Raw genomic sequence first — 12,918 nt, 5'->3', positions numbered from 1 at the left:
GTGACGATCGGGCGCCCCGGAGGAATCCGTACAGGAAAGGCAGGCGCGATGACCCGCATCATTTCGGCCGACTGCCACATCAACGAGCCGCCGCACGTGTTCGACCGGGTGCCCGCGCACCTGCGCGACCGGGCGCCGAAGATGATGCGCGGGGCGGACGGCGGCGACGGGTGGAGCTTCGACGGGGGACCGCCGAAGCGCACGTTCGGCGTCGAGGCCATGGCCGGCCGGTCCAAGGAGGACTTCAAGGAGTCCGGGCTGCGCTTCGACGAGATCATGCCCGGGAACTACGACGGCGCCGCCCACGTGTCCGACATGGACAAGGACGGCGTGGACGTCAGCGTCGTCTACCCGGCCAACGCGATCTTCACCTACGTCCACCCGGACCGCGAGCTGGCCGTGGCCTGCATGCGGTCGTACAACGACTGGATCCTCGGCGAGTTCCAGGCGGCGAACCCGGCCCGGCTCGTCGGGCTGCCGCTGCTGCCGGTGGACGACGGGATGGACACCACGCTCGCCGAGTTCGACCGGTGCCTGGAGCTGGGGGCCAAGGGGATGTTCATCCCGGGCCTGCCGGTCCGGCCCTACAACGACGCGTACTACGACCCGCTGTGGCAGCGCTGCGACGAGACCGGCGTGCCCGTCACGTTCCACCGCACGTTCGGCGGCAAGCCCCAGGGCCAGCAGTACGACGAGATGATGTCCGGCAAGATCAACCTGGCCGGCACGGTGTTCCGGTTCTTCGCCGGGGTGCAGCCGCTGACGTACATGATCTACGGCGGCGTCTTCGAGCGGTTCCCCGGGCTGAAGATGGTCGTCGGCGAGGTGAACCACGGCTGGGTGCCGTTCTGGATGCAGACGATGGACGAGACCTACGAGTGCGAGAAGGCGTGGGCCGACCTGCCCATCTCGCGCCGGCCCAGTGAGTACTGCGGCACCAACGTCTTCGTCACCAGCCTCGACGACTACGTCGGCTACGACCTGATCAGGAACGGCTGGCCGCAGGTCGCCGACATGGTCATGTACTCCACCGACTACCCGCACAGCCTCTGCCTGTGGCCGAACACCCGGGACTACGTGGAGAAGCTGCTGCACGACCTGCCCGAGGACTCCCGCGAGAAGATCCTCTCCGGCAACGCCGCCCGCGTCTACAACGTGTAGCGGCCCCGCAGACGTCGCCCGTCAGAGGCGGATCGCGCCCCGCCCCTGACGGGCGGCTCCTTCCCCGGAACCGGTTTCGCCGTCCTCCCCCCGGGAGACCGGCCCAGGAGCCCCCTTCCCGAGGAGTCCCGTTTGCAGGCCCTCTCCGGCCGCGCCGCCGTCACCGGCGTCGGCATGACCGCCCTGACGCGGGCCTCCGGCCGCACCGAACTCGACCTGGCCACCGAGGCCTGCCGGGCCGCGCTCGCCGACGCCGGCGTGGCCGCCCCCGACGCCGTCCTCAGCTACCACCTGGGCGACTCCGTCCCCGCCACACAGGTCGCCCGCGCCCTGCGCCTGGAGCGCCTGGGCTGGCACAACGACATCACCGGCGGCGGCACCCAGGCGGCCAGCATCCTCGGCGACGCCGCCATGCTCATCGCCGCCGGCGTCGCCCGCACCGTCCTGGTCTACCGCGCGCTGAACGGCCGCTCCGGCACCCGCATGAACCGGGCCTCCACCGGGCCGCAGGAGCGCTTCACCATCCCGTACGGCATGGCCGGCCCGATCCCGCTGTTCGCCCTCGCGGCCCAGCGCTACCTGCACGACACCGGCCTCACCGAGGACCACCTCCACGCCGTGGTCGCCGCCTCCCGCGACCGCGCGGCGGCCAACCCCCGCGCCCTGCGCCGCGCGCCCCTGCCGCGCGAGGAGTACCGCGCCGCGCCGTACGTCAGCACCCCGCTGCGCAACGTGGACTGCTGCCAGGAGACCGACGGGGCGTGCGCCCTGGTGGTCCAGGACGCGCGGCTCGCTCCCGCGGCGCCCCGGATCCACACGGTGGTGCGCGGCGGCGGCCCCGGCTGCTCGGCGATGGACCGCGCGGCGGACGTCACCGCGATCTTCTCCGCCCACCTGGACCTGTGGGGCGAGTCCGGCCTGGGCCCGGAGGACGTGGACGTGGCGCTCCTCTACGACGCCTACACCTGGCTGGTCCCGCGCCAGCTCTCGGACTTCGGCCTGGTGAAGCGGGAGGATCTGGGGGACTCCCTGCTGAACCGGTCGCACGTCCCGGTCAACCCCCACGGCGGTCTCCTGTCCGAGGGCTACGTCCACGGCCTCAACAACACCGCCGAGGCCGTACGGCAGTTGCGGGGCGACGGCGTCAACCAGGTGCCCGGCGCCCGGGTGGCCCTGGTCACCGGCTTCGGCGGCAGCTACGGCAGCGCCGCCCTGCTCGTCCGCCCCTGACGGCCGGGCGATATTTCCGGTGACATTCCCGTGGCGTCCGCCTCCCGGTCGCCCATTGATCAAGGTCCGTCCCTACCGTTCGTCCGGCAATCACTCCCTCAGGGAAGGACGGGCGGATGCGGGGACTGCGGAAGGCCGCGGCGGTGCTCGTCGCCGCGGTGGCGCTGGGACCTGGCGCGGCGGTGGCGGAGGCGGCGCCCTCCGGGCGGGCGGAACGCGAGCCCGTCGTGATCGGGCACCGCGGCGCGAGCGGGCACCGGCCCGAGCACACGATCGCGGCCTACACGGCGGCGATCGACATGGGCGCCGACTACATCGAGCCGGACCTGGTGTCCACCAAGGACCGCGTGCTCGTCGCCCGGCACGAGAACGAGATCTCCGGCACGACCGACGTCGAGAAGAGGCCGGAGTTCGCCGGGCGCAGGACCACCAAGACCATCGACGGCGTGCCGGTGACCGGCTGGTTCACCGAGGACTTCACGCTCGCCGAGCTGCGCACGCTGCGCGCCGAGGAGCGGGTGCCCGAGCTGCGGCCGGACAACGCCGCCTACGACGGGCTCTACCAGATCCCGACGTTCGACGAGGTGCTGGAGCTGGCCCGCCGCCGGGGCGTGGGCGTCTACCCCGAGACCAAGCACCCGACCTACTTCGACCGGGCGGGGCTGTCGCTGGAGGAGCCGCTGCTCGCCTCGCTGCGCCGGTTCGGCCTGACCTCGCCCAGGTCCCCGGTGATCATCCAGTCCTTCGAGACCGCCAACCTGCGCGAACTCCGCTCCAGGACGCGGGTACGGCTCGCGCAGCTCCTCTCGGCGAGCGGCGCGCCGTACGACCTGGTGGCGGCGGGAGACCCGCGCACGTACGCCGATCTGGCCAAGCCCGAGGGCCTGGCGTGGATCGCCGGGTACGCCGACGGGGTGGGCGTGAACACCGCCCTGGTGATCCCGGCCGGGCCCGACGGGCGGCTGGGCGAGCCCACCTCGCTGGTCCGCGACGCGCACCGGCGCGGCCTGTCCGTGCACGTCTGGACCGTGCGCAACGAGAACTCCCAGCTCCCCCTCGACCACCGGCAGGGGAACCCCGCCTCGCCCGCCTACGGCCGCGCGACCGGCGACGTGATGGGCTGGCTGAAGCGGCTCTTCGAGCAGCGGGTGGACGGCGTGTTCGCCGACGACCCCGGCATGGCGCGAGCCGTACGGGAGCGGCTGTTCAACTGACGCCGGCCCCGCCGGCGGCGCGGTCGTGGCCGGGATCCGGATCGGGTTCCCGGTCACGGGCGCGCCGCGGCGCGTCGTCGGTCCGGGCGAACCAGGCGTCCAGGCAGGGCCAGGTGGTGTGCCGCGCGGCCCGGCCGGTCAGGACGCCGAGGTGCCCGCCGGGGGCCACCGACGTTTCCGGCCGCCTCCCGGAACCGCGCGGCGGACGGGACCAGGTCAATGATCCTCATCAGCCGAGTCTAACTGTTTCCCGCGCAACTACCCGAGGTTCTTGAGGGCCTCGCGGCGGGAGAGCGGGGAGAGGCGGTCCCGGTTCTCCGCGACGTAGCGCCGCACCTCGTCCGGGTCGGTCTTGGCGTACTCCCGCAGCGCCCACCCGATCGCCTTGCGCGCGAAGAAGTCCGGATCGCCGATCGACCCCTCCAGGCAGGTGTACAGGAGGCCGAGGTCGGTGTCCCCCTTGAACTTGTTCTGCGCGAGGATGGCCGTGCGGCGGCGCCACAGGTCCGGGTCGCGCGACCAGCGCAGAAGCAGGGGGCGCAGGTCGTCCGGGTAGGCCCGGAGCAGGGGCCCGACACGCTGGACGGCTATCTCGTCCACCAGGTCCCACCAGGCGCCCGTGACGATCATCTCGTCGTACATCGGCAGCGTCTCGGGGGTCTGGAAACGCCGGTAGAGGCGGTGCCCGGTGAGGTCGATCGCGGCGTACAACTCCTCGCGGCGCGTCGCGCCCCGCCACAGCGCGAGCGCCGTGTCGCGCCACTCGGCGAAGCCGTCCAGGGGGTGCGCCGCGAACACCTCCGCGCACACCGCGCGGGCCGGCGCCCGCGAGACGCCGTACATCGGCATGGACGACCGGAGGTAGGCCGTCATGCCGGCCGCCTTCGCCGGGTCGGCCGCCGCCTCCAGCGCCCGCCGCACCTCCGCGATCAGCTCGCCCGCGGCCCCGCCGCTCCCGGGGGTCGTCGTGGGCGGGGTCACGCCTTGTGTGTGGTGCGCTCGCCCTTGGCGAGACCGTCGAAGAGCATGGTGATGTAGTGCTCGGCGAGGCCGTCGGTGTTGAGCCGGCCGCCCGGGCGGAACCAGCGCACGGCGACCCAGATCGTGTCGCGGATCATCCGGTAGGTCAGCTTGGGGTCCACGTCCTCGCGGAACAGCCCGTCGGCCTGGCCGCGCTTGATCTGGCCCACCCACATCTGCTCGACCTCGTCCTCGGCCTTGACGAGGTAGTCGAACCGGGGCCACTGGCGCAGGTAGTTCCAGTCGTTCTGCATGACCGTGATCGCCGCCCGGTGCGGCTCCAGCGTGCCGAAGCCGATGCGGATCATCTCCGACAGGACCGTGCGCGCGTCGGCGTCGCTCTCCAGGGCCGCGCGGTAGCGGGCGATCAGGTCTTCGAGGAACTGCGAGAGCACCTCGTCGACGATCGTCTCCTTGGAGTCGAAGTGGTGGTAGAGGCTGCCGGAGAGGATGCCCGCCTCCTGGGCGATCTCCCGCACGGTCGTAGCCTGGAACCCCTTCCGCGCGAAGATCTCGGCGGCGAGCTTCACGAGGTGGTCGCGGCGCTCGGAGGCGAGGCCGGACGATGACCGGCCCTTGCCCTTGGCGTCGCCCTGGGCCTGGCGCCGCGGCGAGGTCGTCGCCGTGGTTTCAGCGGTGTTCTTTCGCGCGTTCACACCATCCATTATGAGCCTCCGGGCAATCGCTTGTTCACGGTACGCCTCCCGCGAGTCACCTGCTCACGGCGCTGCCGCCTCAACCCTCTCTACCAAGCGCTTGCTACCGTGGCAATCGCTCTCGCCCCGGAGGCCCTCCAGATTCACCGATATTTCCGATGACTCCCCACCGATTAGTGTCATGTGTGACAATCGGCGGACGCTGAGGACGGTCATCCATCAGGGGGATCCGATGCCGAATTCCCTCACGCGCGGCGTGAACCCCTTCACCCTGGGTGTGGCGTCCGGCGACCCCACGCCGGACGGCGTGGTGATCTGGACCCGCCTCGCCCCCGACCCGCTCTGCGCCGACCCCGCCCGCCCCGGGGGCCTGGACGCCAAGCCCATCGAGGTGCACTGGCAGGTGGCCGCCGACGAGCGGTTCGCCAAGGTCGTACGGCACGGCAGGACGACGGCCGTGCAGGCGTACGCCCACAGCGTCCACGTCGAGGTCACCGGCCTGGAACCCGGCCGCGAGCACTTCTACCGCTTCAAGGCCGGCTCCGCCATCAGCCCCGTCGGGCGCACCCGCACCGCGCCCGCCCCCGCCGCCGCCGTGCCCGTGCGCTTCGCGTACGCCGCCTGCCAGATGTACGAGCACGGCTACTTCACGGCGTACCGGCACATGGCCGAGGAGCGCCCCGACCTGATCCTCTTCCTCGGCGACTACATCTACGAGTACGGCCCGCACAAGTACCTCCCGCCCGGCGGCAGCCCCCGCAAGCACGACGGCCCGGAGATCAAGACGCGGCACGCCTACCGCAACCGCCACGCCCTCTACCGCCTCGACCGCGACCTGCAGGCCGCCCACGCCGCCGCTCCCTGGCTGGTCACCTGGGACGACCACGACGTGCGCAACAACTACGCCGGGCCGTACCCCCCGGGGGAGCTCCCGGCCGACCCGGAGCGGCGGAAGAAGGCCCTGCGCGACTTCGCCGCCCGCCGCGCCGCCGCCTACCAGGCGTTCTACGAGCACATGCCGCTGCGCGCCGCGTCGATCCCGCGCAAGGACGCCATGCGGCTGTACCGGCACGTGCCGTACGGCGCGCTCGCCGAGTTCGACGTGCTAGACACCCGGCAGCACCGCAGCCGCCAGGCCGCCGGGGGCGCGATCGCGCCGCCCAACCCCGAGCAGGCCGATCCCAAGCGCACGATGCTCGGGGCCGAGCAGGAACGCTGGCTCGCCGAACGCCTCTCCACCTCGCCGGCCCGGTGGCGCTTCCTGGCCCAGGCGGTCTTCTTCGCCCGCCGCGCGATCCGGGGCGCCGCCGTGCCCCGCTTCTCCATGGACGCCTGGGACGGCTACCCGCCCGCCCGCGACCGGCTGATGGAGGCGATCCGGCGGGCCCAGGACCCCGCGGGCGTCGTGTTCCTCACCGGCGACGTGCACGCCGCCTGGGCCGCCGAGGTGCGCTCCGACCTCGCCGACGCCGCCTCCGCGCCGCTGGCCACCGAGTTCGTCTGCACCTCGATCACCAGCGAGGGCGACGGATCCGACACGCGCCCCGACACCAAGGGCGCGCTCGCCGACAACCCGCACATCAGGTTCTTCAACAACTACCGCGGCTACACCTCCTGCCTGGCCGCCGCCGACGCCCTGCGCGTGGACTACCGCGTCGTGCCGTACGTCAGCAAGCCCGGCGCCCCGGTCCACACCCGCGCGGCGTTCCTCGTCGAGGCCGGGAACCCGGTGATCCACAAGATCCTGGACCGGCCCCTCCCGCTCCCGCTGGCCGGCCTCGCCGGCGAGGCGTTCCCCTCCGAGGACTCCCGCGTGGCCGCCCAGGAGGTCTGACCGGGGGTCCCGGGCCCCGCGCTCCGTGATTTCCTCCCGCCGCTCCTCGCCCGTCACCTCGACGACAGGCGGTGGCCGGGCGCGACGCTCAGCATCCGGAGCAGAGCGTCCCCCGAGCCGAGGAGCGTCCCCATGCCTCGCCCTCTCGCCGTCGTCCTCGCCGTCGTGATCTCCCTGACCCCCGTGCCCGCCTCCGGAGAAGGCCCCGGCGGCGACCCCGGTGACGGCCCCGGCCGCCGGGCCGAGCCCGCCGTGGCCGCGCGCGTGGCCGGCGGGCGACTGGCGGACGCCCCGCCGATGCGGGTGATGAGCTTCAACATCCGGTTCGCCGAGGACGCCCCCGCCTGGCGGGCCTGGTCGCGGCGGCGCCCCCTGGTCGTGGAGGCCGTGCGGCGCGGCGCGCCCGACCTGGCCGGCCTGCAGGAGGTGCTGTGGCGGCAGGTCCGCGATCTGGAGCGGGCGCTGCCGGAGTACGGCTGGGTCGGCCAGGGCCGGGCCGGGGGCCGCAAGGAGGAGTTCAACCCGATCTTCTACCGGCGGGACAGGTTCGTGCTGCGCGACTCCGGTCACTACTGGCTCTCGCCCACCCCGGAACGGACCGGGTCCAAGGGCTGGGGCAACTTCTACGTCCGGATGGTGACCTGGGCCAGGTTCGAGGACCGGCGCACCGGGCGGCCCTTCCACGCGGTCAACACGCACTTCGACCACCAGTCCGCCCGCGCCAGGGAGCGGTCGGCGGCCCTGGTCGCGCGCCGGGTCGCGGACCTGCCGTTCGGGCTGCCCGTCGTGGTCACCGGCGACTTCAACGCGCCCGCGGGGGCCTCCCGGCCGTACGACATCCTGACCGGGGGCGGCCTGGCCGACACCTGGGAGACCGCCGAGCGCCGCGGCACGCCGTACAACACCTACGGGGACTGGAAGGGCCCGGTCAGGGGCGGCGAGCGCATCGACTGGATCCTCACCGGCGGGGACGCCGCGACCCGGTGGGCCGAGATCAGCACCTTCCACCGGGCCCGCCGGTACCCCAGCGACCACTACCCGGTCCTGGCCGACGTGGTGCTCGGCGAATCGCGGTAGCCCTCCGCAAGCCGCCCGCAAGTCGTTCCCTGGTCGCGATCTCTACCGTGAGGGCCACGCGTGATCGGACCTCGAGGCGCCGTACGGTCTCGCCGTCGGGAGGGGCGGCCAGGGGTCGCCGTACGGCTCGCGCCCGGCCCCCGTCCCGGGCGCGCGAACCCCCTCACCGGATGATCCGGTGAGGGGGTCATCGCGTCCCGCCCGTCTCGGCATGCCGGTCCGTGACCTCTTCGTGACACTCTGCCGATCGCTGTTTTGGCTGGTCAGGGGCCGCCTTTGGGGGTGTCGTGGCCCGGGGTGGGGGCGGCATCCAAAAACAGTAATCAGACGGCTACACACTGTGAATGTTTTGGGATAGCCTCAAGTCGTGTGGCCGCCAGGCGGAAAAGGCAGTGAATGGCCCTTTCTCGCCGAACGGCCGAAGATGCCCCGAGTTTCGAAGGGAGCCCCCGATGTTCAAGAAGCTCTGTGTCACAGGTGCCGTCGCAGCCGCCGCCGCCGGGGTCGCGCTGATCGGTTCGCCCGCGCAGGCCAACGACGACAGGTCGGACAACTGGACCAGGAACAACGACTCGTTCCAGTCCGGGAACCAGTTCACGGGGGGGTTCCGCCCTGATCTCGACGGGTGCGGCAACGCCGCGTTTCAGAACGGCATCAGCGCTTCGACCTGCAGCGGCGGCAGCGTGATCGCGACCTACGACTTCGACTAGCGACGGACGCCTCCGCTCGCCGGAGACTGAGACGAACCGGGAGCCGGACCCGCGTGGTCCGGCCCCCGGCCTTTTGCGTACGGCTCCCGCAGGGCTCGCGGGAGCCGTACCGGGCCGAAGGCGTACGGCCGCCGCACGGGGCGCGGCGGCCGTACGCGATCAGGGGCCGTGCTCGGCGGCCGCGCGCGATCAGCGGCGGCGCGGGGACGGCCCGCGGACGTCCACGTGGTCGCCCCAGCCGTGGACCGGGGCGAAGCGGTCGCTTCCGGGGTGGCGGGCCCGCCAGTAGCCGTCGGTCCGGGCGCGGAACCGGGCCCTGAACCTGCCCTGGGCATCGGTGCGCAGCACGGCGTAGGTGGTGTAGACGGACGAGCCGAAGCGGCGGAACTGCAGCTCGACCCGGCGGCCCCCGAGCACGTCCAGCCCCGCGCCGGTCGCGTTCAGGGCGTGGAGCCGCCCGGAGGCCGTGATCGTCCGGCCTCGCCGCACCGGCTCCGGGCCCGCGTCGTAGCCGGTGACGAACACCTGCCGCCGGACGGTGAAGGCCGCCTTCGCGGGCCGCGAGATGTGCCCCTGCCGGTCGAACGCCTCCACGACGTACCGCTGCGGGCCGTGCGGGCCGGCCGGCCGCAGGCGGATGTCCGCGTGGTAGCAGCCGCCGCCGTCCGGGGTGAGGGCGGTCATCGCGCCGTTCCCGGTCAGCAGCACCAGGTCCACCGCCGCGTGGCCGCGCACCCTGGCCTCGATCCGCACCCGCGCGCCCTCGGGAGTCAGCGTGACGTGCCGGGGCGCGCGCACCTCGACGATCTCCGGCGCGGGCAGCTCCGGGACGATCGTCAGCGGGCGGCCCGCCGCCGTCACCGTCCCGTTCGCGCCGGACGCCTCGAAGACCACGGTGTACGACGTGGTCCGGCCGACCTCCCGCGCGTCCACCCGCGCCTCGTACGAGCCGCGCCGCGCGTCCCCGCCGACGCGCTCCAGCGTGATGCGCCGCGGCGCGGTCCCGCTTCGCAGGAGCGTCGCGGTCACGCCGGTCACCCCCGCCGGGGCCGCCGCCTCCGCCCGGAGCCGGAAGTCGTCCGGTCCCCTCAGGCTCTCCGGGGACACGCGCACCCGGGAGAGCGCCGGCGCGCCCGGCGCCGGCCTCCCCACGGTGATCGTCTTCGCGGGGGTCCGCCGCCCGCCGGCGGCGTCCACGGCCTCGATGACCACCCGCTGCCGCCGGCCCGCCGTCCGGCGGAGCAGATGCTCCTGCGTGTAGACGCCGTCGCGGGCGTCCCCGAGCACGCGCGCGAGCCGTACCCGGGTCCGGTCCCCGACGCGGGCGAACACCTGGACGTCGCCGTGCGGGGCGCTGCTGCGCACCCGGGCCCGGAACGACACCCTGGCGTCCCCGGCGACCTTCGCCGGCCCCACCGCCACCTCGCTGATCACGGGGAGGGCGGCGGGCTCGACCGGCACCGTGAGGACGGGCCCGGGAATCCCGCCCGGCCCGCCCCCGGGACCGCCACCCGGGGAGGGCCGGGGCGAGGGGGACGGCGAGACGGCCGGAGCCGGGGTGGGGGACGGCGACGGCTTCGGGGAGGAGGTGGCGCTCGGCGTGGGGGTCGGCTCCGGGCTCCGCGTGGGCGTCGGGGCCGGGGTCGGCTCGCGCGACCCGGTGGGCTCCGGCTCGGGGGACGGCCCGGGCTCCCGCGACGGCTTCGGTTCCGGCTCCGGCTGAGGCTCCGGTGAGGGCTTGGGATCCCGCGACGGGCCCGGCTGCTCCCCGGGACCCGGCTGGGCGCTCGGGTTCGCGCTCAGGCCCGTGATCGGCTCGCCGCCCCCGTCCGCCGGCCCGGGCTCCGCCGCCGGGGCCGCGGTCCCGCCTCCCCGCGAAGGGGCCGGCTCGGCGGCGGGGGAGACCCCCGGCCCGGAGCGTGCCGCGACGGCGGCGGCCCCGTCCGCCCCGAGGGCCGGCGGCCCGAGTCCAGCGGTGACCACGGTGGCGCTCAGCGCCGCAGCGCCGAGAACACGCCTCTTCAACGGAATACTCCCAGGGGGACGAACCACTCACGATGATGTGCATGAGGCGAACTTTGTCCCCTTATTGCACTCGGATGACCTTAAACCACCCGACTGGGCGATCTTTCCCGCCCCATGTTCCTGTCGCGAGGCTCATCCGGATCGCCGGCCGAGCGCCCCGGGAAACTCCGAGCCCCCGGGAAACCACGAAGGGCCGGACCCCTGAGGGTCCGGCCCTTCGTCGCGACGCTCTTCCGGCGGCCGTCCCGGAGGACCTCGCCACCGCCGGCGCATCCGCCCTCGGCGGGCTACCTCACGTCCACGTGGTCGGCCCGCGTGCCCATCTGGGCGTACTTGGCGGTGCCGGCGAAGACCGCCTTCCAGTGGGCGTCGTACGCCGCGGTGAAGCCCTTGGCGAAGCGGCCCCGCGCGTCCGTGGTCACCGTCGCGACCTTCGTGTACGTCGTGGACCCCGCCTTCTTGACCAGGATGTCCACCTTGTGCCCGGCGAGGCCGGGGGAGGCGGTCCCCGCGGCGTTCAGGCCGTACAGCGTGCCCGAGACGGTGATCGCGCCGCCCTTGCGCACCGGCTCGGGGCCCGCGTCGAACCCGCCGAAGAACACCGCGCGCTTGACGTAGAACGAGACGGCCCGGGTGTCCTCGGCCTTGCCGGAGGCGTTCAGCGCCTCCACCTTGAAGGTCTGCCGGCCCGCGTCCATGGTCGGCCGCAGCCCGATCTCGATCCGGTACCTGTCGCCGCCGAAGTGGCTGAACGGCGCGGACGCCCGCCCCTGGGTGAGCAGGACCCGGCGCGGCCCGTTCTTGACCGTGGCCTCGATGCGGACGGTCGCGCCGCCCTTGCCCAGGCTGACGTACCCGGGCCCGGAGACCGAGGTGATGTCGTACCTCGGCGTGGGCACGACGGTGAACGGCGTCCCGGCCTCGGCCGCGACCCTGCCCGCCGAGTCCGTGGCCTCGAACACCAGCCTGTAGCCGGTCTTGCCGGACACCGTGCCGAAGTGCGCCTTCGCCTCGTACAGTCCGTTCCAGGCGTGCCCGCTCACGCGCGACAGGGTGACGTGCCGCGGCGGCGCGGCCTCGCTGATCAGGGTGGCCGCGACCTTCGTCACGCCCCGCCCGCCCATGCCCTTGACCCGCGCCCGCAGCGTGGCCGAACCCGGCGCCCGCAGGATCTGCGGCGCGGCTCCCGCGCCCTCGATCTCCGGCGCGCCGGGGACGCCGGGCACCGACGTGATCGTGGGGCCCGGCCGGGAGACGGAGCCCTTGGCGGTCCGCGCCGTGACGGTAACCGGGAACTCCCGCGTCCCCGAGCCCGCGCCGACGCCCCACTCCTGGACGTACACGCCGTCGCGCGCGTTTCCGGACACCCGGACCAGCGGCACCCTCCACGGGTCCACGCTGGCGGACACCGAGGTGACCGGCTCGGCGCTCCGGACGCGCACCTTGATCGTGACCTTGGCGAAGCCCTCGACCCGGACCGGGCCGACCTCGACGTCGCCGATGCTCGGCGCCGACGGGTCCGTGGAGGGCGACGCGCTCACGAGCGGCTCGGGCGACAGCGTGACGTCGGGGATCCTGGGCTCCGCGGTCTCCGGCCCGGGCTCCTGCGAGGGCGGCCCTGACGGCTCCTCCGAAGGCGTCCCCGGCGGATCCTCCGAAGGCTTGCCGGAGGGCTCCTCCGAGGGCTTGTCCGAGGGCTTGTCGGAGGGTTTGTCCGAGGGGCCGGAGGGGCCGGGTTCCTGGTCCCGCGGGGGCGCGGGGCTCGGGCCGGTCTCCGGCTCCGGGTTCCGCTCCCCGGCGCCGGGGAGCGGGGCGGAGGGATCGGCCGCGGCGGGCGATCCGATCGCGGCGGGCGAGTGCGCCTGGGCGAAGGCCGCGGGGGCGAGCCCCAGGGCGACGCCGGCGCCCAGCGCGACCACGGCGAGAGCACGCCTGTTCACGGGAATCTCCTGAGTCTCACGGTCATGTCCCGTGCACTTTATGATCTTTGT

12 protein-coding genes are annotated in these 12,918 nt (G+C 73.7%); 7 read left to right on the top strand and 5 right to left on the bottom strand.

The window, feature by feature from the left end:
- The first annotated feature begins 48 nt into the window (after nucleotides 1–48).
- The 3 genes from D5H75_RS26960 (at nucleotide 49) to D5H75_RS26950 (ending at nucleotide 3,605) form a co-directional block, all read left to right on the top strand.
- The gene (locus D5H75_RS26960; protein WP_119929344.1) at nucleotides 49–1,161 is read left to right on the top strand and encodes an amidohydrolase family protein; all 1,113 of its coding nucleotides are present in this window, start codon (nucleotides 49–51) and stop codon (nucleotides 1,159–1,161) included.
- A gap of 174 nt (nucleotides 1,162–1,335) precedes the next feature.
- Entirely contained in the window at nucleotides 1,336–2,391 is a 1,056-nt protein-coding gene (locus D5H75_RS26955) for a thiolase C-terminal domain-containing protein (protein WP_119929388.1), read from the top strand.
- Between the two features lie 116 nt (nucleotides 2,392–2,507).
- Nucleotides 2,508–3,605, top strand: coding sequence for a glycerophosphodiester phosphodiesterase (locus tag D5H75_RS26950; RefSeq protein WP_119929343.1), 1,098 nt, complete (start codon nucleotides 2,508–2,510; stop codon nucleotides 3,603–3,605).
- Here D5H75_RS26950 and D5H75_RS26945 read toward each other — a convergent pair.
- The 3 genes from D5H75_RS26945 to D5H75_RS26935 form a co-directional block, all read right to left on the bottom strand.
- Nucleotides 3,598–3,774 (bottom strand): hypothetical protein, encoded by a 177-nt coding sequence (locus D5H75_RS26945; RefSeq protein WP_202638543.1) that lies wholly within the window; start codon nucleotides 3,772–3,774, stop codon nucleotides 3,598–3,600. The two genes, D5H75_RS26950 and D5H75_RS26945, sit on opposite strands and share 8 nt — an antisense overlap.
- Before the next feature lie 89 nt (nucleotides 3,775–3,863).
- Complete coding sequence (locus D5H75_RS26940; RefSeq protein ID WP_119929341.1) at nucleotides 3,864–4,586, bottom strand: DNA alkylation repair protein; 723 nt, start codon at nucleotides 4,584–4,586, stop codon at nucleotides 3,864–3,866.
- Nucleotides 4,583–5,281 carry a TetR/AcrR family transcriptional regulator gene (locus D5H75_RS26935; protein WP_242454541.1) on the bottom strand — a complete coding sequence of 233 codons (699 nt, stop codon included), beginning with the start codon at nucleotides 5,279–5,281 and terminating at the stop codon, nucleotides 4,583–4,585. Before D5H75_RS26935 ends, D5H75_RS26940 begins: the two co-directional genes overlap by 4 nt.
- Nucleotides 5,282–5,513: 232 nt before the next feature.
- Between D5H75_RS26935 and D5H75_RS26930 the strand changes: the two genes are divergently transcribed.
- From D5H75_RS26930 to D5H75_RS26920, 3 genes are all read left to right on the top strand, one after another.
- Nucleotides 5,514–7,115: an alkaline phosphatase D family protein gene (locus D5H75_RS26930; protein ID WP_202638542.1), complete on the top strand. Its 1,602-nt coding sequence runs from the start codon at nucleotides 5,514–5,516 to the stop codon at nucleotides 7,113–7,115.
- 132 nt (nucleotides 7,116–7,247) lie between these two features.
- Nucleotides 7,248–8,192 carry an endonuclease/exonuclease/phosphatase family protein gene (locus D5H75_RS26925; RefSeq protein WP_119929338.1) on the top strand — a complete coding sequence of 315 codons (945 nt, stop codon included), beginning with the start codon at nucleotides 7,248–7,250 and terminating at the stop codon, nucleotides 8,190–8,192.
- Between the two features lie 452 nt (nucleotides 8,193–8,644).
- Nucleotides 8,645–8,902 carry a DUF320 domain-containing protein gene (locus D5H75_RS26920; RefSeq protein ID WP_119929337.1) on the top strand — a complete coding sequence of 86 codons (258 nt, stop codon included), beginning with the start codon at nucleotides 8,645–8,647 and terminating at the stop codon, nucleotides 8,900–8,902.
- A 189-nt stretch (nucleotides 8,903–9,091) separates the two neighbouring features.
- On the opposite strand, the gene D5H75_RS26915 is transcribed toward D5H75_RS26920, so the two are convergent.
- Nucleotides 9,092–10,363, bottom strand: a complete 1,272-nt coding sequence (locus D5H75_RS26915; protein WP_119929336.1) for a hypothetical protein — start codon at nucleotides 10,361–10,363, stop codon at nucleotides 9,092–9,094.
- Between the two features lie 97 nt (nucleotides 10,364–10,460).
- On the opposite strand from D5H75_RS26915, the gene D5H75_RS44285 reads away from it, so the two are divergent.
- Complete coding sequence (locus D5H75_RS44285) at nucleotides 10,461–10,625, top strand: hypothetical protein (protein ID WP_202638541.1); 165 nt, start codon at nucleotides 10,461–10,463, stop codon at nucleotides 10,623–10,625.
- A 589-nt stretch (nucleotides 10,626–11,214) separates the two neighbouring features.
- Here the strand turns inward: D5H75_RS44285 and D5H75_RS26910 are convergent.
- The gene (locus D5H75_RS26910) at nucleotides 11,215–12,867 is read right to left on the bottom strand and encodes a hypothetical protein (protein WP_147425289.1); all 1,653 of its coding nucleotides are present in this window, start codon (nucleotides 12,865–12,867) and stop codon (nucleotides 11,215–11,217) included.
- Between the last annotated feature and the right edge of the window lie 51 nt (nucleotides 12,868–12,918).

The organism is Bailinhaonella thermotolerans (assembly GCF_003594875.1).
GTDB lineage: Bacteria > Actinomycetota > Actinomycetes > Streptosporangiales > Streptosporangiaceae > Bailinhaonella > Bailinhaonella thermotolerans.
The sequence above is the reverse complement of the archived record's forward strand: the minus strand, read 5'-3'. Positions and strand labels throughout refer to the sequence as shown.